Here is a 22,176-nt window from a genome sequence, read left to right as displayed (position 1 = left end):
CGCCCAGGACCTCGGCGGATGGGTTTCCCCGGCCACCTGTGGTGGGGGCGTCGGCAGATCCTCGGCAGGATCGTGCCCCCGTACGGCTCGCTCCTGACGTCCGGGACGCTGCCCCGGTACCGGCCGCGGCTGCACCGAGAGGGCTCAAACTGGGCCGTCGGTGTGCCGGAGCGGGGCCCCGCCGGTGGTTTGGGTGTGTCACATGGCACTGCTAGCGTTCCGCGCGTGAAATTGGCGACTCTTGAACAGAGATTACGGGACCACCCCGGTGATGCAGCGATGTGGCTCTCCTACAGTGACCGGCTTCGTGAGCGGGGCGACGCCCGGGGAAGACTGATCCGCCTGGAACAGAGCCGTGCCCGAACCCGCCCCGCCGATCGAGGTGCCGTGGGGCGGGAGATCGAGGAGTTGGTGCGGGAACACCGGCGGAGCTGGGACGCGGGGCTGCCACCGGAAGCGACCGTCCTGGAGCGCCGGTACGGATTCGCCACGAAGATCGCCGTCGAATGGTCCGAGAGCGCACCGGCGCCGGTCGACCGGGCCCTGCGAGGCCCCTTCGTGACCGCACTGCGGATCACGTCGAGGAACGACGTCCCTTCGGACGAATGGGACACGGACCCCGACAGCGATGAGACGGAACCGGCCCCGAACTTCGAGTCCGGCACCCTCGCGACACTCGACCTCAGCCGACTCGACGAGCTCGATCTGTCCTACCAGCGCATCGGCACGCTGGGCGCCCAGGCCCTCGCCGCCTCGGCGTACTTCCACAGCGAGGCCACCGACGTCACGGCACCGGCCACCTCGACCACCGCGGGGCGGCTGAAGACGCTCGACCTGCGCTACTGCCGCGTCGGTGACGTGGGCCTGGCGGCGCTCGCGGCGTCCCCACAGTTCGGGGGCGTCCGATGCCTGCATCTTCAGAGGAACGCCCTCTCCGCCGCGGGGGTGCGCTCACTGCACCGGTTCGCAGGGCTGACCGAGCTCGACCTCCGCTACAACGGGATCGGTGAGGAGGGGGTGAGGGCCCTGCTCGAAGCCCCGTTCGCCGGCTCGCTCGGGCGGATGCTGCTCAACCCCGATGACGTCGGCTCCGACGGCGCGAAACTGCTCGCATCGGCCCCCCACATCCCAGCCGCACTGCGCATGTATTGGAGAAGCGTATGAGCATCGAGCTCCGCGACCGGTTCTTTGCCCTGTCGACAGACCGGGCACCCGAGGAGGAGGTCGCCCGGTACCGCGCCCAGGTCGATGAGGTCGACACCGGTCCCGCGACGACGATCGACGGGTTGGCCGTCTCCTGGCATCCGACCGTGCGGTTCAAGTCGGTGCGCTTCGTCGACGCAGACCTCATCGACGCCGATGTGCGCGAGTTGTTCGCCCGGCCCAGCGATACCGCGCCGTACCTGGCCGCCGTCTTCGTCGACCCCCGCGAGCTGTCGTTTCGCACGTTCGAGAACATCCTCCCCCTCGACCACCTCTTCGCGGACGCCGGACTGGAGCTCCGGCTCACGGAGCGCCAGGAGTTCGCCGAGGGCGCGTACTCGTTCGCGATGCGGCTCCCGGACTCCGCGCGCGCCCGCCTGGCGGACCTCGACTCGCTGGACCTCTACGTCCCGCCCCTCAACGCCGCCTCCCGCGGCGGCGACCGCTTCATCTTCCACTCGGCGCTCCTCGCCGAGGCGCTCACCGCGGCGGTGGCCGCATCCATGCCGCGGGAGCGGCTCGACGGCTTCTCACACGTGAACCCCGTGTTCCGCTGCAACCGCTTCGAGCCGGACGACGCCAACTTCCACCGCCACCTCGACACCCCCTACTACGACGCCGCGCGCCATCACGTCTCCCGCTACACGATCCTGCTGTACCTCACCGGTGGGTCCGGCGAGTCCGTCCTCGACCTCACCGGCGGTGCCTCGCTCACGGAGATCGAGCCCTTCACCTGTGTGGTCTTCGACCAGCGCTACGAGCACGAGGGCGCGCCCTACCGCGATGGCCGCAAGGTCTTCCTGCGTACCGAACTCGTCTTCACCGATCCGGACGTCGAGCACGATCCCGAGATCGGTGCGCTGTTCGGCAAGGCGTGCTACCTGACCGGGGAGAGCGCCTTCGCACCCGAACTCTCCCGCTACGCCGACGCCTACTACAACCGGGTCGCCGAGGCGCACTGGAGAGGCCTCGTCCCCGGTTCCTCCCGCGAACCCTTCGTCCACAAGCGGTTTCGCGACGTGCACTTCGTCGCGAACGGCTACGACTTCTGGTTCGCCAAGAGCGACGGGCTCTCGCTCGCCGAATGCGCCGCGATCACGCTGCTGGACCACTTCAACTGCAAGGTCGGTGACACCGCGTTCCGCGCCCAGTGCCGCTCAGAGGTGATCGAGGCCGACGACAGCGCCTGGATCCCCGCTTTTCTCCAGGGCAGGAGTGGCGGGTCGGCGGTCCCACCGTTCGACAAGTCCGTTCTCTTCCCCGGACCGGAGGAGCCCAACACCGCGGACATGCCCGCCTGCGCCTGCTACTTCTGCGACGGCGACAACGTGGCGAACCCCGATTTCGACACCGCCCGCAACGAGGAGGTCATCGAGGAGTACACGCGCGCACAGGACGCGGCGAAGGCGGAGGTCGACCAGGCGCCGATCCTGATGCTCGGACAGGACGTGGTCCTCGACCCGGAGATGTTCGTCGTCGAGGGCAACCGCATCCACGTCCTCGGCAAGGAGTCGCTGACACCGGTGAACTTCGCCTCCTGCCAGGCCGGTCCCGGCATCCGGCCCGCCAAGGAATTCATCACCGCCGCAGCCACCGTCGGGGCGGCGCACTTCCTCGTCCCGCCGATCCTCTTCACCGAGTCCGACGATTGCTATCACCTGAAGTTCGACTTCTTCCGCAACACCTGGACGGTGCGTCACGAGCAGTCCACCGTGTCCGTCCCGATGATCCGCTCGTTCGACCTTGACTCCGACATCGACCTCGACCACAAGGAGGACTGGTACAACGAGGAGGATGACGAAGAGGACTTCGAGGACGAGGACGAGAAGGTCTCCTGACCGGAGCTCAGGGGACCGGAGACCGGCTACGTCGGCGGTACGGAGGGGGCGGGGCCCTCATCAGGGGGCGTCGCCGGTGAGCCCGGGGTCGGCCACGGACAGCTCGGCCATCCGGGCCAGGGCCGTGAACCAGAAGCGTTGCCGCTCGCGGGTCTGGCCCACGAGATAGGTGGCCCGCAGTTTCGGCGGCAGGTACGGGAGCAGCCGCGCCACCACGTCGATGTGCCTCTCCAGTTGGGACAACTCGGCGTTGGAGAACACCTGGTGGACCAGGTCGGTGTCGTTGGTGCCCTCCTCATCGGTCTCGGTGGCGGCCGACAACCGGGCCGCCCAGACCGGGAGGTCGCCGGCGAGCTGGACCAGGCCGATCTGCCGCCGGTCAGCCAGGCGGGCCTCCAGCTCGGACAACGGTACCGGGGCATACTCGCCGTCACCGAGGTAGATCAGGGCCGGTTCCAGCGGCATCCCCTCCCGGTGCAGCTTCACCAGCCGTTCCAGGGTGCGCTTGGTGACCCAGGCCCGCCCCTCGTCGTCGATGTCGTTCTTCCACCATTCCAGAACCGTCTCGGCCGTCTCGCCGTACGTCGAGATCAGCCACTCGTTGGCGGGGATGTCCTCGGGGAGCACCTCGTAACTGATCGTGAACCGACTGGCCTGGGCCACGTTGTTGCTCGAGACCAGCAACTTGCGGCCGAGGTGGTACGGCGGGTTCTGGAGTGCCACCTGCGCCCGCAGACCGGGGAGCTCTCGTCCTGCCAGGGTCCACTCCTGGGTGATCTCCATCAGCCTCGCGAAAGTGGCCTTGTCCTTCGGCCGGTTGTACTCGTCCCAGACCAGTACCTTCGGTTCCGGGTCGAGCAGGGACCGGGTGAGCATGGCGTCCAGCGCCCCGTCCGGGGTGGGCACCGGCACACACAGATCCTCGACGTTGGTCACCGGCAGGGAGAAGTACACGGGGTCGCGACCGGTCTCCTCCCGGACGATCTGCTTGGTGATCTGTGTCTTCCCGCACCCAGGCGGACCCTGCAGCAGAACCGCCCAGCGGTGGGTCGTCGCGGCCCGGAGGATGCGGCGGACCGGGTCGGCCACGGTGGCCGGATTGCGTGCCCCGACCGACTCGGCGATCGCGTCGAGCACCTCCGAGGTGCGATCCCGGCCCGGCTTGCCTTCCTTCGTCTCCTCTGTCAGCGCCAGCCGGCCGCCGTTCTGCAAGGGCAGGCCCCAGGCCAGCGGAAACCCGGCGCGGGCGCAGTCGAGCACGTGCTGGAGGGTGCGCGGTGAGAGCAGCCGACGTAGCCGGGGGTGGAGGGCGGCCCATTGCCGGAACACCTCGCGCAGATCCCAGTCCGGGTACCGCGCGGCCAGCGCCGACCGCCAAGCGGTGTCGTTCGCGGTCAGCTTCATGGTGACCATCCGGTCCAGGACCGCCAGGTCCGTCCGGCGCGCACCGGTCTCGGCCAGGGACTCGTTGTCGGTGAGGAACACTCCGACGCAGCCCAGTTCACGCAGGTCGTACTCGCCCAGGGACCAGTCGCAGGCGATCTGCATGAGCTGCGACTGCACGGTCTTGCCCGCCTGGAGGGAGTCGTCGATGAGCAAGATGAACGGCTTTCCCGGGGCGAGCTGCCGCATGATGAGCTGGCGGAGCACAAGCTCCCCGCTGTGGTGGTCGCGTACGGGGGCGTTGACCAACAGGTCGTCGGGGGCGAGGTTGGCGGCGGGGACGACCACCAGGGTGGTCCCGGGGAACCGCCGCGGAATGTACGACACGAACGTGGACGTCTTTCCGATGCCGTGCTCGCCGAAGACCTGACCGGTCTGGCCGGTGGCGACCATCGCGTCGATGAACTTCTCGAGCTTTGCGGTGGGATCGCCCTCCGGTGGCGCCGGATAGGTGGCGGTGTTCCCCCACCGCCGTTCCACGCCCGGCTCCACGTCCCCTTCGAAGGGAGCGCTTCCCGGCGTGGTCGGGCGATCCGCCCGGGATGTTCTCACGGTGGGCACGACCCGGCTCTCCTCAGTGTTGTCCGGACACGACTCGGTGGCAGGCCATCGGCGGGTGGTGCCGTTCCGGCCAGTCATTGCCGTTGTCGGTGATCAGCCAGATCCATCGGTCGGGGTCGGCGGGGGTGACGGCGGGCGCGTACCCGTCTGTCACCACGATGATCGCGTCGGGTTCGGTCTCGAACCGCCTGCCGTTCACCTCCAGTCGGCCCTCGGCGTAGTCGACGACGTTCTGGAAATCGGTGCCGCCCCCGCCCAGCACCCGTTCTCCGGGGGCGAACAGCATCAGGGCCCCGTCGAAGCTGAGCCAGTGGCTCTCCACCCCGTCGGTCCGGCCGACCAGGGTGGTCAGCCAGTCGACGACGAAGCCGGGCATCGACCCCGATGTGTCGAACGCGATGAGCACCACCTTCGCCCGTTCCGGTCCTCGACGTGACAGCATCGGTTCGTGGCCCAGCGCCAACATGATCGCCCCCTGCTTCTTCGGGTAGACCAGCCGGTCGCTCTCGGCCAGCTTCGAGGCGAGCACGTCGGTCAGCCACCGCTGCCACCAGTCCACCCGGCGGGTCTTCGGGGTGACGCCGCGCAGTCTGTCCAGACCCAGACCGCCCCACAGGCGGGTCAGCCGTTCCCCGCCGTCGAGCGTGCGGTCGGCCAGGTCGAGCAGCTCACCGCGTGCCGACCTGCCGCCGCGCAGGGCATCGCGCATCACCTCCCCCAGGACCTCCTGGCCCACCCGTTCCACGGTCTCCGGGTCCGCCGGGACGGTCACCCGGCCGCCCGAGCCGTTGGCGCCCGGATCACCGGCCAGGTGCATGCAGAACGTCGGCACGGGCTCGTCGAACGAGGCCATCCGGCGCAGCTCGGCGTACACCGTGAGGTCGGTGTGGACGAACTCGTCGTACGGTAGCGGAGACAGTCCCCGCTGCCGCAGATCCTCCTCGTACGCCTGATGGACGAGCACCGGGTCGATGCCCACGGGCTCCCGTGCGCCGTCGCCAGCCCCTCCGCGGGCCGGAACCGTGGGCAGGTCCGAAAGGTCCAGCCGACGCAGGGCGACGTGGTTGATGACCACCTCGGCGGCCAGGGTGAACGCCGGGTCGCCGCGCAGCTCCTCTTCCACGTGTAGGTGCCGGTGCATCAGGTGCCGGGCCTCGTGGAACAGCACGAACCCGACTCCCTCGGGGTCCAGTTCGACGAAGAAGTACGGGTTGTAGAGCAGTGCGCAGGCGCCGTCGCCGGTGGCGACCACCGCGGCGGTGGGGACCACGGTGGTTGGGATGTGGTGATGGCACTTGGCGTACAGCCACGACGCCACCACGCTCTGCCCGACTCCGAAGCCCAGCAGCGCGGACTCCTTGCGCTGCCGGGCCTGCTCCACGACCTCCGGGGCGGCCGGTTCCTCCGACAACAGACGACGCAGGTCCCACAGGAGGGGCCCGGATCGGTGCCGAGACGTCGGGTGGGTGTGTTGGGAGTCAACCGGACGGTGGTCGGCGGTGCCGGTGTTCTCGATTGCTCTGCGGCTCATGAGAGCCCTTTCGCCGGGGGAGACCGGTGCGGGGTGACGTGGAGGAACCTGCACGATAGCGGCCCGGTGCGACAACGCGAACGGGGTCGTGAACTCCACGGCCACTTCGGGCGTCGAACCCCGTCGTCAACGCGAGATCGTCGCGTCGAATGATGAGGAGCGGTTCGTGTTCGGAATCCTGCGCCCCTGTCGGCACTCCCTGCCCGACGGACTCGCCGAGGAGTGGATGTCCCACATGTGCGGGCTGTGCCTGGCCCTGCGCGACGACCACGGCCAGGCCTCCCGGGTCGCCACCAACTACGACGGACTGGTCGTCTCGGTCCTGACGGCCGCGCAGTCCGAGAAGGAGGCCGACACCCGCGCCGCCGGCCGCTGTCCGCTGCGCGGCATGCGCGGCGCCCGGGCGGCCAACGGTTCGGGGGCGTACCTGGCAGCCGCGGTCTCCCTCATGCTGGCCTCCGCCAAGATCACCGACCACATCGAGGACGGCGACGGCCTCTACGGCCGTCGCGGCGTCCGCTCGCTCGCGGGCCGGGTGGCCGCGCGCTGGCGGCACGGGGCCACGGAGGCGGGGGACAGGCTCGGCTTCGACGGCGCCGGGCTCATCGCGGTGATCGACCGGCAGCGGGAGGTCGAACTCGCCGCGGGGGAGGGGACCGACATCCTCACGGTCACCGCCCCCACCGAGGAGGCCACCGGTGAGGCGTTCGCGCACACCGCCCTCCTCGCCGACCGCCCCGCCAACGCCGCTCCGCTGCGTGAGGCGGGGCGCCTCTTCGGCCGTATCGCCCATCTGCTGGACGCGGTCGAGGACCGTGAGGAGGACCTGGTACGCGGCGCCTGGAACCCGCTCACCGCCACGGACACCGGCCCCGACCGCGCCCGGGAACTGTGCGACGGAGCGGTCCTGGGTGTGCGCCTGGCGCTGGAGGAGGCCGAGTTCACCGACGACCGCCTGGTCCGCGCCCTGCTGGTCCGCGAACTCGGCCGCTCGGTCGACAGGGTCTTCTCCCAGGCGGGATACCCCGCGCCGGGGCCGCACGGCCCCCACCACCCTCAAGGCCCGCACCAGCATCAGGCCCCCGGGCCCCACACGCCCCGCTACTCCCACGGCCCCCACGACGCCTACGGCGTGGAAACCCCGCACCGGGGAGGAGGCCACCACCACGGGGGGCACGGACCCGGCGAGGGCGGCCACGGCTCCGGCTCCGGGGGCGGCAAGTCCGGCGGGGGAGGGTGCTGCGACGCCTGCTCGTGCGACACCCCCGCGCTCTCCAACCCACCGAAGACGCGCGGCTTCTTCAGCGGGTGCGCGGTGGCGCTGTTCATGTGCGGCACGTGCCAGTTCTGCTGCCGGGACCCGCACCCCGGGCCCTGGACCGGGAAACCCCGCAACTCCTGGTGCGACCTGTGCGAGTGCTGCAACTGCTGCCAGTGCTGTGCCTGTTGCGAAGGAGTCTGAGACCAGCCGCCCCCGTACCCCCGGCTTCCGGCGGCGTGCGCGACCGTGCCCGTCGGAAGCCGGGGGCGCCCCGCCCGGCGCCCGCGCCGCCTCCGGGCCCCGGCGGCACCCGGCCGCCCCCCGCGCTCCGGGCGGGGCCGTGACCGGAGTCGGCCAACCCGACCGCCTGCCGCCGACGGCGAAGGAGAATCCCCGGGTACCCCCAGAGGAGAAGAGGACGATCCCCCATGCCCCGACACGGTTTCGGCGGGCTGCTCACCGACCTGGAGTGGGCCCGCCTGACGGTCGCGATCCCCCGAACGCCCTTCACCCCGGGGCAGACCCTGTTGAGGCAGGGGGAGACCGGATCAGGAGTGCACCTCATACTCAGCGGGAGGGCACGCGTCGAGACCACGCGCACCGACGGTACGTCGGTCCCCCTGGCCTTTCGCTCCTACGGAGACGTGCTGGGCGAGTCGGTACTGGCGGGGGAGGGCCGTGCCCGCAACGCCACGGTGACGGCCATGTGCGAGGGCAGCACCGTGTACTTGACCGCGCCCCACTTCCAGAGCAGGCTCACCGAGCTCAAGCTCGTCGCCGCCCTCTGGCGCAGTGTGTTCGAGCGCCAGGACGAGAGCGACCAGATCCGGGTCCAGCAGGCCGTCCTGCCCGCGGAACGCAGGCTGCCCGCCGCACTGGTGCACCTGGCCTCGATGCTGGGGGAGCCGATCCCCGCCATGCTCACCGACCGGCCCGGCGTGCAGAAGGAGGGCCGCCTGCTGCGCATCCCCCTCCCCCAACAGGAGATCGCGGCCTTCGCGGGCCTCTCCCGCACCTCTGTGCACAACGCCTACACCCAGCTGAAGGAGCAGGGTCTCATCCGCACGGGAAGGCAGTACGTGGCCATCCTCGACCTGGTCGGGCTGGAGGCTCTGGCACGCGGAGACAATCGCGACTGACGTGGCTTGCGTCACTCTGCTCCTGCTCTGTTCAGAAGTGAACAGAGGGTCACCGATCCTCCCGGAATGCTGTCGGCAGGCAACAGAAGCCCTGCCGAGCACCCGACGAGGAGATCCCCATGGAACTGATTCCGCCCCGCTACGGAACGGTCGCGCCCCTCCCTCCCTACCGCGCCGTCCTGGCCGTGGACATGGAGAAGTTCAGCGCCACCAGCTCCCTCAACCAGCAGACCATCGGCATCCTCATCCCCCACGTGCTGGAGCTGGCCCTCAACCGCTCTGGCCTGAGCCACGTCTGGGAGGGACGCCGTTTTCCGCGCCACGGAGGAGACGGCTACGTGTTCGGTACCGATCCCGAGCACCTGCCCTTTCTCATCAGCCCCTTTCTGGAGAACCTGCAGCAGGTGCTGCAGGAGGTCCAGCCGAACCTCGCCGGCCTGGACCGGGCCCTCCGGATGAGGCTGCGTGTCAGCGTCGACGTCGGTCCCCTTCCCGACCTCGGGGAGGGGGACCCCATGAACGCCATGGGCGAGGCCATGATCAGCACCCACCGCCTCCTGGACTCCGAACCGGTGCGGGAGGAACTGCGCCGGACCGACGCCGACACCACCCTGGTGGCCGTCATCGTCTCCCGGCGCGTCTACGAGGACGTCGTCCTGGGCGGTTTCACCCCCGTCAAGGCCCCCCGGTGGCAGCCGGTGCAGGCGACCGTCGCCGACAAGGGTTTCCAGGCCGAGGGATACCTGTTCGTCCCTGTGCCGTCGCGGGCCCAGGACGACGCGGCCGCGCCGGAGAAGACGGACCGGGCAGCCGACGTGTCGGCCCCCGTGAACGGTGCTCCTGGGGTCGGTGAGCCCCACATCGGCAACTCGATCAACACCAACCACGGTCAGGTGGTTCAAGCCGAGACCCTGAACGGTGGGGCGGTCTTCGGAGGCGGTGCATCACATGGCGGATGATGTGCCGCTTCCCGAAGATGCGCGAGGAGACGGAGGAAGCGATGAGACCGGAGGCCCCCCAGACACGCCGAAGCCACAGACGGGCCACGACGGCAAGGACGTGCCTCGGCAGTCGCCATGGGGCAACCGGGTCGATGAGAACCGGGGCCAGGCGGTCACCGCAGGTCGGATAGACGGTGGGGTCCATTATCACGAGTACATCGGGGAGGGGACCACTCGACGGCTCCGCCAGACGGCCAAGCTCTCGCCTGAGCGGGTGGGTGAGGTGCGCGCCACCTTCTGTTCCCCCGACGAGGGCAAGTACGCGGCGTTCCAGAGCGACCTGCGGTCCCATGGCGTGGGGGTCATCACCGGTAAGCCCGGCACCGGCCGTGCCTTCACCGCGGTGCACGCATTGGACGGGGTCCGACCCAGGACGTCGATCGAGGAGCTCACCATCGACACGGGGGAGAAGGACGCCGGTATCTCCCTGATCAGCTTGAACTCCGACCACTCCCGTTTCCTCGATCTCACCTCCCTCACCAGGCCGACGACAGCCCAGTTGGTCGCTCTGCGAGGTCTGGTGGAGGATGCCCGTGACGCCCGGGCGCTGCTGGTCCTCATCGCGGGGCCGGGGCAGCGGCAGGAGTTCCTGGCCGAGTACCAGGCCTGGCTGCACATCGACGCCCCCGCCAGCGCTGTCGACGTCTTCCGCCGGGCTATGGGGCAGCGCTGCGGGCTCGAAACCGCTGACCGGTGGTTGAGGTATCCCGAGGTTCGGGACGTTCTGGAGGGGGCCGAACCCTCGAGAGCACTCAGGCTTGCGCAGGAGGCGGACCGGAGTCGTCGCCACGGGCGGATGCCGGGGGAGGACGAGGCCGTCTGGATCAAAGAGGTCCTCGACAGCTTCGCCGACGCCACCGAGGAGATGGCGCGGTGGTTCAACAGGCATGACGCCGAGACGGAGTTCAGCCGCGTGCTGATGACGACGGTCGCCCTGCTCGAGGGCGGACACCGCGAGGTGATCACGCGCCACGCGGATCGGTTGGCCCGAGAGTGGCACATCCCGCCGCTGTGGCGCACGCCCATCTCCGGCGAAGGATTGACCTCGCACCTCTGGGAACTCGGCGCACACGTGATCGAGGACCGGGTCCACTTCAAGCGTCGTGGAGGTGCGGACGATGCGCTCGACTACCTGTGGCGCGAACATCCGGGCACACGCGAACACATCCAGGAATGGGCGAGCACAGCCGTGACCGACCTGGACAGTCCGCAGCGGGCCGTGGCCGCACAGCGGTGGCTGCGCCTTGCACGGCGCCATCGTGACGCCGCGCCCGTACGGGCGCTGATCGAAAGGTGGGGCCGTTCCGGAACCGGTATGTGGGAGGCGGTGCCTGCGATCGCGGAGGCCGCCGTCACGCCGGAACTGGGGACACAGGTGCGTTCCGTGCTGTACCAAGTGGCCCGGGGGGCGGGGGTGACCCTGCGGGACCGGACCGTTCTCGAGGCATGCCGGGTCTACGGTCGGGTCCAACCGTCGACGGCTCTGACCCGGATACGCCACATCGCGGAAAAGGTACCGACCCACTGGGACCAGGCGGTGATCCGGGCTCTGGAGGACATTGCCGGGGAAACCCCCAACGACCCCGTCGTCCTCGAGGAACTGGTCTCCTGGACGGAACGGCCCGAGAGGGGCCGACGGACCTTCGTGGCGGCACTTGCACTGTGCCGGATCCTGGACGCCCGGGAAGACGACACGACACCACGGGTGATGGCCGAGGTGAACCGGCGCGAGATCGACAGAGACCTCGTGGCTGTCGCGTGGCGTGCGGCCTCACGATCGGGCAGCAAGGTGGGAAAACCCCTGTGGTCCTGGTTCGACGCTCTCGAGGCAGGAGGGGGAGGACACCCCGGAGCTTTTGACGTCCTGCGCCGCGCGGGTAGCGGTCACGAAGCCCTCTCCCACACCCTGGCCCGCTCCATCGGGCGGTGGAAGCACGCCCATGCACGCAGGTCCCCCGTTCTCGACGATCTGGCTCACTGCCTGAGCACACATGAGGAGAAGCGATGAGCGCATGGCGACGCAAGGGCGACGGCGGGGAGGTGCCCTCCTGGAGCATCGCCTTCAGGACCCCGGACACGACGCACGCCTTCCAGGCCCGGGTACCGACCAACACCGAGGGCATGTGGTTCGAGGGGGCATTCGAGGTGACCGTCTCCTGGAACGGGGCAGGGGCGGCGGCGCGGGCACATGCACTGGCGAGGATCCAGCGCGAGGTCATCCGCATGGCCTCGAAGGAAAGTGCCCGGTTCTCCTTGGGGGACCACGGCTCGGCCGAGGCCGAGATCGCCTGTGGGCTGGCGGAGGCACGGAACTTCCGTGAGGAGGTGGTGCGCGAGGTCGCGGTGCTGGTGAGCCTGACCGCCGACCAGGAGGACCTGGCGTTGGACCGCGAACGTGAACGGATCGGTCCGCGCAAGGAGATCCAGAGGGCGTTGCACCGGGTGAGTATGGAGAGGGTCGGGGAACTCCGCAAGGACGTGCTCAGCGACCCCCAGGTCGCGCGCGTGTGGTGGTACGAGCAGAACCCGGACCTGCTGCACGACATTGAGAACGCGGGGGTGGCCCTCGACACCATGGCCACCTCCCGTGAGGAGGTGTCCGGAGTCGGGGAGGGGCGGGAGGCCGCGGGCGACCCTGTTCTGGACGCTTTCCTGGAAGGACTGGAGGAGTGGGAGGTCCCCGCGGTTCTGGAGCGCCTGACCACGTTGCTGGAGGGCTTCGAACGCCCCGACCTGGTGAACCTCCTACGCGAGAAGTGGCCGAGCGCATGAGCCCGGGCGACCGGTCCGCTCACGGGTGAAACGAGCCGGGACAGCGGGGCGAACCGGGGAGCGGTCCGGCCTGCCAGGGACCCGGGGAGGGGTCCCGGGGGACGGGACCGGAGGCCACGGGCGGGCCGGTCACCGCAGGTCCGGGCCGCTCCTAACCTGGGAGCATGACCGACAGCGCACCCCTGCCCCCGTCCCCGCTCCCCCCGGAACTGGTGGGGGCCCTCTTCGAGATGGACCTGCCCCAGCGGTACCTGGACGACCTGGCGGCGGCCCCGGACGAGGCGGGGGAGATCCTCCTGAACGCGGCTCAGGGGCTGGGCCCCACGAACCCGCGGACGGCGCGGGATCTGCTGGAGACACTGCGGGAGTTCGCCCCGAACCCCGACCACCGCCAGTACGCGACCCACATGCTGGCGGCCTCCCTCCGCGCCGAGGGCCGCGTGGACGAGGCCGACCACCTGATCGAGGGGCTCATGCGCCCCGGGGTGCTCGGCCGTGCCACGGCCGTCGTGCTCGCCGACGAGTTCGCCCGCGAGGGAGACCTCGACAAGGCGCTGTACTGCTACAACGTCGCCTGTCGCGCCATCCTCGCCCAGCCCGCGCAGATCATCTCCCAGCTGGACCCGTACGGACTCCTGCCGCTCGTCGGCCGGGCCGTGGCCCGCGAGAGGCTCGGACTCGCCCCGGACGCCCACGACCGCGCGGCCCTGGCGGCGGACGGGGCGCCGTCGTCGCTGGAGACCGCCCTGGACCGGGCCGACGACGCCGTCCCCGGCCGGGGCCCGGTCGTCCACGCGGCCTTCGCGCGGGACGCCCTCCCCGAGGCCCGGAACCTCGGCCTCCTGTCCGACGACGCGGACACGGACGCCCACCACCACGGCGTCGAGCGGTCCCTGCGGGCGGAGTCCGCGGAACACACCGGCGCCCTCATGGCCACGGTCCTCACCACCCCGGAGGAACTGGGCGCCTTCGCCGGCGCCCGAGGACTCGACGCGGCGGACGGCGATGCCCTCCGGCTCTGGGCCGGGACGCTGTCCCCGGAGTCCGGGCGCCTGGCCCCCTGGCCCCCCGGACGCAACCACCCCTGCTGGTGCGGTTCGGGGCGCAAGTACAAGAAGTGCTGCGGGTCCCCGGCCGTGCGCTGAGCCCCGCGGTCCCGGGCACGCCGCTCCCGCCCCTGCAGACGGACGGGGGCGGCGGATCGTCCGCCGCCCCCGGCTGACCGGCCCCAGGACCTGTTCGACGCCGCCGACGCGGTGGCCGGGGCCCGTTCTCACCCCTCCAGGCGCTTGAGGACCTCGGGCAGGTCGGAGGTGTGCGCGACCGTCAGCCGCCGGGTGGCGCGCGTGACCGCCACGTAGAGGTCGTTGGCGCCGCGCGGCTGCTCCAGCAGCGTGTCCGGTTCCACGACCACCACCGAGTCGAACTCCAGCCCCTTGGACTCGGTCGCGGTCAGCACCACCACCGACTCCTCCAGGGCGTCCCTGACCGGGCCGGGGCGGGCGGCGTCCGGAAGCGCCTCCGCGACCTCGGCGAGTCGGCGGTCCGACGTGACGACCGCGACGCGGCCCGCGCCGACAGCCGCCGCCTCCTCGGCCACGATCCCCGGCAGCCCCTCGGACAGCGACGCCAGCCGCACGGCGCGCGGCGGCTCACCGTCCTCGCGCACCGACTCGGGGACCTCCTCGCCGGGCGCCGCCTCGCGCAGCACGTCGGCGGCCACCGCCATGATCGGCGCCGGGGTCCGGTAGTTCACGAGCAGCCGCTCCACGTGCACCTTGCCGGGGGCGTAGGGCTCCAGGACGTCCGTCCATGAACGGGCGCCCGCCGCGCTGCCGGTCTGGGCCACGTCGCCGACCACGGTCAACGACCTGGTGGGCACCCGCCGCATCACCGTGCGCCACGCCATCGGCGACAGCTCCTGGGCCTCGTCCACGATCACGTGCCCGTACGCCCACTCCCGGTCCTCGCCCGCCCGCTCGGCGGTGGTGCGGCGCGGGCCGCTGTCGCGGTGCCGGTCGGCCAGGGCCTCCGCGTTCATCATCTCGTCCTCGGCCAGGCCGGTGAACTCCAGCACGCCCTGGGCGAACCGCACCTCCTCGGCGCGCTCCTCCTCGGCCCGGCGCTCCCGGATCCGCTCGTCGGTGTCGTCGCGCCCCAGGACGTCGGCGGCCTCGTCCAGCAGGGGAACGTCCTCGACCGTCCACGGCGACCCGGGGGAGCGCAGCAGCGCCGCCCGGGAGGCCTCGTCCAGGCCGACCCGCGTGCCGACGCGCTCCAGCGCCGCCGCGTCGGTGAGCAGTTCGCGGACCAGCCGCTCCGGCGACAGGTCCGGCCACAGCGCGTCCAGCGCCTGCCGCACCGGCGCCTCGTGCCAGAGCCGCTCGCCCACGAACGGCAGGTCGTCGTCCTGGACGGGGCGGGACAGCAGCACGGACTCGGCCCGCGCCAGCTCGCTCAGCAGGGTCCGCACGACGTACTTGCGCGCCGTGTTGTGGGCCAGCGGAAGCCCGCGCGCGGTGTCCAGCACCCGCCGGCAGGCCTCCTCCGGGACGGTGAGCGCTCCCGCGTCGGCCTCCACCACCAGGTCTCCCGACCCGAACGCCTCCAGCGGAGTGCGCTGGCGGTCGAGCACGGCCGCCGCGACGAGGTCCGCCATGAGCGGGGAGCCCTTGACCGCGGCGGTCGCGTACGCGTCGTGCGCGGTCGCCTCCACCCCCGGGAACAGCTCCCCGAGGGTGCGCATCACCACGTCGGTCTCGCCGAGGGAGGGCAGCACGTCGCTCACGTAGCGCAGGAACGCCGTGTTGGGGCCCACCACCAGCGCCCCGCGGCGCTCCAGTACGTTGCGGTGGGTGTAGAGCAGGTAGGCGGCGCGGTGCAGGGCGGCGACGGTCTTGCCGGTGCCCGGTCCCCCCTGGACGACGAGGACCCCGGCGAGCCGGGCGCGGATGACCCGGTCCTGCTCGGACTGGATGGTGGCGACGATGTCGGCCATCCGCCCGGTCCGCTCGCGGTGCAGCGACTCCAGCAGTGCCGCCTCCCCGACCAGCTGGCGCCGGTCGCCCTCGGAGAGGCCGGCGGAGTCGAACACCTCGTCGTCGAGTCCGGTCACCCTGCGCCGACGCACCCGCAGGTGGCGGCGGCGCGTGAGCCCCTGCGGGTCACCGGGGGTGGCGGCGTAGAACGGCCGGGCCGCCGGGGCGCGCCAGTCCACGAGGATGGTCTCGTGCTCGGTGTCGCGCAGGCCGATCCTGCCCACGTAGCGGGCCTCGGGGCCGTCGTCGTGGGAGAAGTCGATCCGGCCGAAGCACAGCCCCTCCTCGACCGCGCTGAGCTGGGCGCGGCGCCGGGCGTGCTCGTAGGCGCGCGTCTCGCGCTCCACGAGCGCCGCGTAGCCGGTCTGCGCGTCGAGCTGGACCTCGGCGAGCTGCTCGGCGGTGCGGGCGCGCAGGACGTCGAGCCGCTCGTACATCGTGCCGACCCGGGCCTGTTCCGCGGCCAGTGCGGACTGCTCCGGTGACGCCTCCCCGGCGCCGTCTTGACAGAACTGCATGTGCTTGATATCCTACCTGTTGCAGGTAACTATGTTTTTGCTCGGAAAGGCACAGTGGGTTCCGAAGCTTAGCACAGTCCTGCGCTCCCCGACCGACCGGCTCGTCCAGCGTTCCGCACTCCTCCTGCGGGACACGGGCGCCGACTTCCCCGTCGGACTCCCCGAGCCCCCTCGCACCCGCTACACTCGGGCCCATGCGAACCACCTCGCCCCGAGCCCAGTGGTGGCGCCGCCTCTAGGCGGTGCTCCGATTTCGCATACCCCAGCGACCGCCCCGGACCGGCGGTCGTTCGTGTTTTCACGGCCCCGGCCGGTGCGGTCATCCCGTCCGCACACTGCGCAAAAGGACCGGCCGTGAACGCCAGCGCCACACAGACCACCACGTACAGCACCCCGGGCGGCGTGACCGTCCACCGCAGCGCCACCCCCTGCGACCCGGAGGTCCTCACCGACCTCGTCCGGTCGGTCGAGTACCGGCGCGGGGGCGTCCTCTCCTCCGGGATGGAGTACCCGGGCCGCTACGACCGCTGGCACCTGGGGTACGTGGACCCGTGCCTGGAGATCACCACCCGCGGACGCCGCGTCACCGCCACCGCCCTCAACGACCGCGGACGCGTGCTCCTGCCGGTGCTGGCCCGGGCGCTGGGCACCGTCGGCGCCACCGACGGGCGCGACCGCGACCAGGTCTGCGTCGTCGTCCCCGAACCCGACCCCGACGCGTTCTTCACCGAGGAGGAGCGCAGCCGGCGCCCCAGCGTCTTCACCGCGCTGCGGGCCGTCATCGCCTCCCTGCGCAGCCCAGAGGACGCCAACCTGGGCCTGTACGGGGCGTTCGGCTACGACCTGTCCTTCCAGTTCGAGCCGATCGAACAGCACATCGAGCGCGACCCGGACGACCGCGACCTGGTCCTGCACCTGCCCGACGCCGTCATCGTCCGCGACCGCAAGCGCGAGACCTGCGTGCGCTACACCTACGAGTTCACCGTCCCCGCCGAGGGGGACCGCCCCGAGGCCACCACCGAGGGCCTGCCGCGCGAGACCGAGCCGACCCCGCCCGTGGTCGCCTCGGAGGTTCCCGAGGGGCCCGAACCGGGCTCCTACGCCAAGGTCGTCGCCCGGGCCAAGGAGAAGTTCCGCCGGGGCGACCTGTTCGAGGTCGTCCCGGGCCACCGCACCTACGCCCGCTGCTCCTCGCCCGCGCGCTTCTACGAGCTGCTGCGCGAGCGCAACCCCGCGCCCTACGAGTTCTTCTTCAACCTGGGGGAGGGCGAGTACCTGGTCGGCGCCTCCCCGGAGATGTTCGTGCGGGTCACCGGTGAGCCGGGGACCGGCCAGCGCGTGGAGACCTGCCCGATCTCCGGCACCATCCGGCGCGGGGAGGACGCCCTCGGGGACGCCGAGAACATCCAGGAGCTGCTGTCCTCCGTCAAGGAGAAGTCCGAGCTGACCATGTGCACCGACGTGGACCGCAACGACAAGTCGCGCGTGTGCGAGCCCGGCAGCGTCCGGGTGATCGGCCGCCGTCAGATCGAGATGTACTCCCGCCTCATCCACACCGTGGACCACATCGAGGGCACCCTCCGCCGCGACTTCGACGCGCTGGACGCCTTCCTGACCCACATGTGGGCGGTCACCGTCACCGGCGCCCCCAAGACCTGGGCCATGCGGTTCATCGAGCAGAACGAGTCCAGCCCCCGCCGCTGGTACGGAGGCGCCGTCGGCGTCGTCAACTTCGACGGCTCCATGAACACCGGCCTCACCCTGCGCACCGCCCACATCCGTGACGGCGTGGCCGCCGTGCGGGTGGGCGCCACCCTCCTCTACGACTCCGACCCCGAGGCGGAGGAGCGCGAGACCTTCCTCAAGGCGCGCGCACTGCTGGAGACCCTCGCCCTGGGAGAGGAGGCCGCACGCCGGGAGGTCCTCACCGCCGAGGGGGCGCCCGCGGTCCCGGAACCGGTCGCGGCCCCCGCGGCGGACCTGTCCGGCGAGGGGATGAGGGTCCTGCTCGTCGACCACGAGGACTCCTTCGTCAACACCCTCGCCGACTACGTGCGCAGGCACGGGGCCGAGGTCACGACCGTCCGCTACGGGTTCGACCCGTCGCTCCTGGACCGGCTCGCCCCCGACCTGGTGGTGATCTCGCCCGGCCCCGGCCTTCCGGAGGACTTCGGGATGTCCGCCCTGCTGGACGCCCTCGCCGCCCGGAACCTGCCGGTGTTCGGGGTCTGCCTGGGCCTCCAGGGCATGGTGGAGCACGCCGGCGGGGAGCTGCGCACCCTGGCCGATCCGGTGCACGGCAAGCCGGGCCGCGTCAGGGTGTCCGGCGGGCGGCTCCTCAGCGGGCTGAGCGAGGAGGAGGCCTTCCCCGCGGCCCGCTACCACTCCACCTACACCCTTCCCGACCTGGTGAAGGGCTTCGAGGTCACCGCCGTCCTGGAAGACGGCGCGGACGGGGAGGAGGTCGTGATGGCGATCGAGGACCCGGCGACGCGCCGGTACGCCGTCCAGTTCCACCCCGAGTCGATCCTGACCGCGAGCGTCGGGGAGGGGATCGTGGCGCGGGCACTGCGCCTGGCGCGGGACTGACGCCTCCGGAGGGGACGGCGGATCCGGGCCCGCGCGTGGCCTGTGCCACGTGCGGGCCTCCTCACCTGCACCGATGCCACCAAAGCAAAACAAATCACCGCACGCTGTTTGATGATTTCGTTATAGGACAGTGGTTGTGTATGGGTATTTTGCTAACGATCCTCGGAATCATCCTCATCGTCGCCGGTGTTCTCGGAGTGCTGCGGGGACAGCTCCTCTGGGGCATCATCTCCATCGTCGTCGGGCTGGTTCTGGCCCCCGGTACCTTCTACGGCCTCTAGCCGGTGAAGGCAGGCCCGCCGCCGAGCGGGAAACCTCCACCACGCCGACACCACCGATACCGGTCCGAGGGCCGGGTGTCCTCCCAGGAGGACACCCGGCCCTCTCCCGTCCCCGGACGTGTACCCTCGGGTGAGGCTAATCGGCCCCGCCCCCACACACGCCCCCGTGCCCCCGGAACCCCTGGTCACGGTGTTCACGCGTGCCCGGAGGCGGGGCCCACCGAACGGGAGGCAGTGCTGTGAAGAGGGTCGAGCCGCAGGTTCGTCTGGTCGCGCGTCCGCAGGTCGACTACGACGCGATCACCGACTACCTCAAGGAGGTCGGCGGTGAGGCGTGGATCGAGCGGTTCGACCGCGGCGAGCTCGACGCGCACCTCAACGATCCGCAGAACCTCGCCGAGTTCGCCGGGCGCCTGTGCTACCGCTCCTGGGAGCCGGGCCTCAACCCGAACGTCACGCGCGTGCGCACCGACCAGGACCAGTACCTCGGCAACATCCTGGCCAGCCTGCACGGCTCGGTCCTGGAGCACGTCAGCTTCAGCTTCGTCCTGCACAACGTGTCCCGGGTGCTCACCCACGAGCTGATCCGGCACCGTCCCGGCGTCGCCGTCTCGCAGGAGTCGCTGCGCTTCGTGCGCCTGAGCGACCTGCCGTTCTGGTTCCCGGACTGGGCGGAGGAGGACCCGGAGCTGATGGAGCGGGCCACGGCCATGCTCCAGCAGATGGAGGAGTTCCAGCTCTGGATGGCCGACCACTTCGGCCTGGACGACGACGGCGTCAAGTTCGCGGAGAAGAAGCACAAGACGTCCTTCATGCGCCGCTTCGCCCCCGAGGGCGTCGCCACCGGCCTGGTGTGGACCGCGAACGTGCGCACCCTGCGCCACACCCTGGAGGCGCGCACCGCCCCGGGCGCCGAGGAGGAGATCCGCCTGCTCTTCAACCTGATCGGCGAGACCCTCAGGAAGGAGGCCCCCGCCCTCTTCGGCGACTACGAGGTCGAGGACGGCGCGTGGGTGCCGCGGTGGCGCAAGGTCTGACCCCCTTCCGCGCGCGACCGGCCGGTCCGGTCCCGCGCCGGCACACGGCCCGTCCGCCCCGGTTCGCCCGAGGGCGGGCGGGCCGTTCGCACGGGGGCGCGGCACCGTGTCCCCGCGCCGCGCCGGGGGACCGCGTCCGCTAGGTTCGTGGGTAAGGAGCACCCGAGCGGAAGGACCGTGGGCATGGGCGGCGAGGAACCGCGTACCGACCGGGGGACCAGGACGGTGCGGGCGTCCGCCGCCGCGGTCTACCGCGCCATGACCGATCCGGGCTCCCTCGAGGCATGGCTGCCGCCGGAGGGGATGACCGGCCGGATGGAACGCTTCGAGCCGTGGGCCGGCGGAGGTTTCCGCATGGTGCTGACCTACCTCGACCCGGCCGCCGGACACGGCAAGACCTCCGATGCCAGCGACGTCACCGACGTCGGCTTCGCCGAGCTGGTCCCGGGGGAGCGGATCGTGCAGCGCGTCGCCTTCGAGTCCGAGGACCCCGCGTTCGCCGGGACGATGACGATGACCTGGCGGCTGGCCGAGACGGAGGACGGCACCGAGGTGACCGTCGAGGCGACCGACGTGCCCCGGGGCATCTCGCAGGCCGACCACGAGGACGGTCTGGCCTCGTCCCTGGCCAACCTCGCGGCCCACGTCGAGGCCTGAGCACCCGCCGGCGCGCACGCCTCAGCCGTCGGCGGCCAGCCGGAGCAGCCGCGCCTCCACATCTTCGGCACGGGGGTCGCCGTGGTCGCGCAGGTAGTCCAGGGCGGCTCCCAGCCCGAGTGCGGTGTCGAACCCGCCGAGGTCCGCGCGGAAGTCGGCCAGGCTGAGCAGCCCCATGGCCTCCCCCCGCCGCTCTCCCGCCTCGTGAAAGACCCCGATGGCCCGTTCGACGGTCTCCACGGCGCCGCCGCGCTCGCCGCGTTGCCAGGCCACCACACCGAGTTGGCGCAGAGCGAACCCCTCCACCCACGGGTCACCGGCCTCGCGGTTGGAGGCCAGGGCAGCCCGGTAGTGGCGCACGGCCGCGTCCAGGTCGCCCAGCAGCCATTGGGCGTCGCCCGTCCCCAGGTGGTTGCGAGCCGTTCCGAAGGCGTCGCCCGCGCTCTCGGCCGCCCGCAGACCGAGGGTGTGGAGGTCACGCCACTCGTGCCAGTACCGGCGCAGCTCGAACAGACCGTAAACGGTCGCGGGCAGTCTCCAGGCGGTGCCGTGGTGGCCGTGCTCCAGAGCGGCACCCACAACGGCGACCAGGTTCGTACGCTCGGTCTCGAACCAATCCAGCGCGTCACGGACAGAGTCGAGCCCGGGAAGCTCGCGTCCGGCCGGGCGATGAGGCGTTCGGCGGCCACTCGGAGAGCGAGGGGGAGGCGTGCGCAGTGCTCGGCCAGTTCGTGTGCCGCGCGCGGTTCCGAGTCAACCCGGACCCCGACCGTGTTGCGTAGCAGGTTCACCGAATCGGCCACGGGAAGGACGCCCAGCGCGAGACGCCGGGCCCCTTCGCGCGCGACGAGCCCGGCCGGCGCGCTGCGGCTGGTCACCACGACCATGCAACCGGGTGACGCCGGCAGGAGGGGGCGTACCTGCGCGGGGTCGAGCACGTCGTCGACGACGACCAGGATCCGCTTGCCGTCGAGCTCGGACCTGTACAGGGCCGCACGGCCGTCGAGGTCCAAGGGGATGCGGTCCGGTGGGACGCCGAGAGCACGCAGGACGGTGTCGAGGATCTGGCCGGCTTCGGCGCGTGGGCCGGGTCCGTGCCCGTGGACACCGGCGTAGAGGTCCCCGTCGGGGAACCGGTCGCGCGCCCGGTGCGCCCAGTGGACGGCCAGAGCGGTCTTGCCCACACCCGGTGGGCCGACGAGCACCGCGACCGGAACCCCGGTCCCGGCTTCGGCTGCCGGCGCGTCCAGGTGTTGAAGATGAGTGGTGCGGTCCACGAACGCGGTGGCGGCCGGCGGTAGTTGTCG

General features: G+C 71.2%; 16 protein-coding genes and 1 pseudogene. 12 read left to right on the top strand and 5 right to left on the bottom strand.

Annotated elements, in window-relative coordinates:
• The first annotated feature begins 387 nt into the window (after window positions 1-387).
• Both OUQ99_RS20350 and OUQ99_RS20345 read left to right on the top strand, forming a co-directional pair.
• A complete protein-coding gene (locus OUQ99_RS20350; protein WP_267945377.1) occupies window positions 388-1,164 on the top strand; it encodes a hypothetical protein in 777 nt (258 codons plus the stop codon).
• The gene (locus OUQ99_RS20345) at window positions 1,161-3,041 is read left to right on the top strand and encodes a hypothetical protein (RefSeq protein ID WP_267945376.1); all 1,881 of its coding nucleotides are present in this window, start codon (window positions 1,161-1,163) and stop codon (window positions 3,039-3,041) included. The genes OUQ99_RS20350 and OUQ99_RS20345 overlap by 4 nt, the downstream gene beginning before the upstream one ends.
• A gap of 60 nt (window positions 3,042-3,101) precedes the next feature.
• On the opposite strand, the gene OUQ99_RS20340 is transcribed toward OUQ99_RS20345, so the two are convergent.
• Together OUQ99_RS20340 and OUQ99_RS20335 are read right to left on the bottom strand one after the other, a co-directional pair.
• Window positions 3,102-4,964, bottom strand: a complete 1,863-nt coding sequence (locus OUQ99_RS20340) for an ATP-binding protein (protein WP_267945375.1) — start codon at window positions 4,962-4,964, stop codon at window positions 3,102-3,104.
• Between the two features lie 94 nt (window positions 4,965-5,058).
• Window positions 5,059-6,456 carry a DUF2201 family putative metallopeptidase gene (locus tag OUQ99_RS20335; protein ID WP_267945374.1) on the bottom strand — a complete coding sequence of 466 codons (1,398 nt, stop codon included), beginning with the start codon at window positions 6,454-6,456 and terminating at the stop codon, window positions 5,059-5,061.
• Window positions 6,457-6,742: 286 nt separating this feature from the next.
• On the opposite strand from OUQ99_RS20335, the gene OUQ99_RS20330 reads away from it, so the two are divergent.
• From OUQ99_RS20330 to OUQ99_RS20305, 6 genes are all read left to right on the top strand, one after another.
• Window positions 6,743-8,038: a DUF5685 family protein gene (locus OUQ99_RS20330; RefSeq protein WP_267945373.1), complete on the top strand. Its 1,296-nt coding sequence runs from the start codon at window positions 6,743-6,745 to the stop codon at window positions 8,036-8,038.
• A 227-nt stretch (window positions 8,039-8,265) separates the two neighbouring features.
• Window positions 8,266-8,976 (top strand): Crp/Fnr family transcriptional regulator, encoded by a 711-nt coding sequence (locus OUQ99_RS20325; RefSeq protein WP_267945372.1) that lies wholly within the window; start codon window positions 8,266-8,268, stop codon window positions 8,974-8,976.
• 119 nt (window positions 8,977-9,095) lie between these two features.
• Window positions 9,096-9,935: a hypothetical protein gene (locus OUQ99_RS20320; RefSeq protein WP_267945371.1), complete on the top strand. Its 840-nt coding sequence runs from the start codon at window positions 9,096-9,098 to the stop codon at window positions 9,933-9,935.
• A 256-nt stretch (window positions 9,936-10,191) separates the two neighbouring features.
• A complete protein-coding gene (locus OUQ99_RS20315; RefSeq protein ID WP_267945370.1) occupies window positions 10,192-11,985 on the top strand; it encodes a hypothetical protein in 1,794 nt (597 codons plus the stop codon).
• A complete protein-coding gene (locus tag OUQ99_RS20310; protein WP_267945369.1) occupies window positions 11,982-12,749 on the top strand; it encodes a hypothetical protein in 768 nt (255 codons plus the stop codon). The genes OUQ99_RS20315 and OUQ99_RS20310 overlap by 4 nt, the downstream gene beginning before the upstream one ends.
• Window positions 12,750-12,913: 164 nt before the next feature.
• Window positions 12,914-13,894, top strand: coding sequence for an SEC-C domain-containing protein (locus tag OUQ99_RS20305; RefSeq protein WP_267945368.1), 981 nt, complete (start codon window positions 12,914-12,916; stop codon window positions 13,892-13,894).
• A gap of 128 nt (window positions 13,895-14,022) precedes the next feature.
• Here the strand turns inward: OUQ99_RS20305 and OUQ99_RS20300 are convergent, their stop codons facing one another.
• On the bottom strand, window positions 14,023-16,305 hold the full coding sequence (locus OUQ99_RS20300) for a HelD family protein (RefSeq protein ID WP_267945367.1): 2,283 nt from the start codon (window positions 16,303-16,305) through the stop codon (window positions 14,023-14,025).
• 354 nt (window positions 16,306-16,659) lie between these two features.
• On the opposite strand from OUQ99_RS20300, the gene OUQ99_RS20295 reads away from it, so the two are divergent.
• The 4 genes from OUQ99_RS20295 (at window position 16,660) to OUQ99_RS20280 (ending at window position 20,869) form a co-directional block, all read left to right on the top strand.
• The gene (locus tag OUQ99_RS20295) at window positions 16,660-18,894 is read left to right on the top strand and encodes an anthranilate synthase component I (RefSeq protein WP_267945366.1); all 2,235 of its coding nucleotides are present in this window, start codon (window positions 16,660-16,662) and stop codon (window positions 18,892-18,894) included.
• A gap of 140 nt (window positions 18,895-19,034) precedes the next feature.
• Window positions 19,035-19,175, top strand: a complete 141-nt coding sequence (locus OUQ99_RS20290; RefSeq protein WP_267945365.1) for a GPGG-motif small membrane protein — start codon at window positions 19,035-19,037, stop codon at window positions 19,173-19,175.
• A gap of 239 nt (window positions 19,176-19,414) precedes the next feature.
• Window positions 19,415-20,212: an FAD-dependent thymidylate synthase gene (thyX, locus tag OUQ99_RS20285; RefSeq protein WP_267945364.1), complete on the top strand. Its 798-nt coding sequence runs from the start codon at window positions 19,415-19,417 to the stop codon at window positions 20,210-20,212.
• Window positions 20,213-20,395: 183 nt separating this feature from the next.
• The gene (locus tag OUQ99_RS20280) at window positions 20,396-20,869 is read left to right on the top strand and encodes an SRPBCC domain-containing protein (protein WP_267945363.1); all 474 of its coding nucleotides are present in this window, start codon (window positions 20,396-20,398) and stop codon (window positions 20,867-20,869) included.
• A gap of 21 nt (window positions 20,870-20,890) precedes the next feature.
• Here the strand turns inward: OUQ99_RS20280 and OUQ99_RS20275 are convergent, their stop codons facing one another.
• Window positions 20,891-21,448, bottom strand: a complete 558-nt coding sequence (locus tag OUQ99_RS20275; protein WP_267945362.1) for a hypothetical protein — start codon at window positions 21,446-21,448, stop codon at window positions 20,891-20,893.
• Between the two features lie 152 nt (window positions 21,449-21,600).
• Window positions 21,601-22,053: pseudogene (locus OUQ99_RS20270) on the bottom strand (hypothetical protein); the annotation flags it as partial.
• Window positions 22,054-22,176 lie beyond the last annotated feature (123 nt).

It is taken from the genome of Streptomonospora nanhaiensis, assembly GCF_026642255.1.
Lineage (GTDB): Bacteria > Actinomycetota > Actinomycetes > Streptosporangiales > Streptosporangiaceae > Nocardiopsis > Nocardiopsis tropica.
This window is presented reverse-complemented; position numbering and strand designations above follow the sequence as displayed.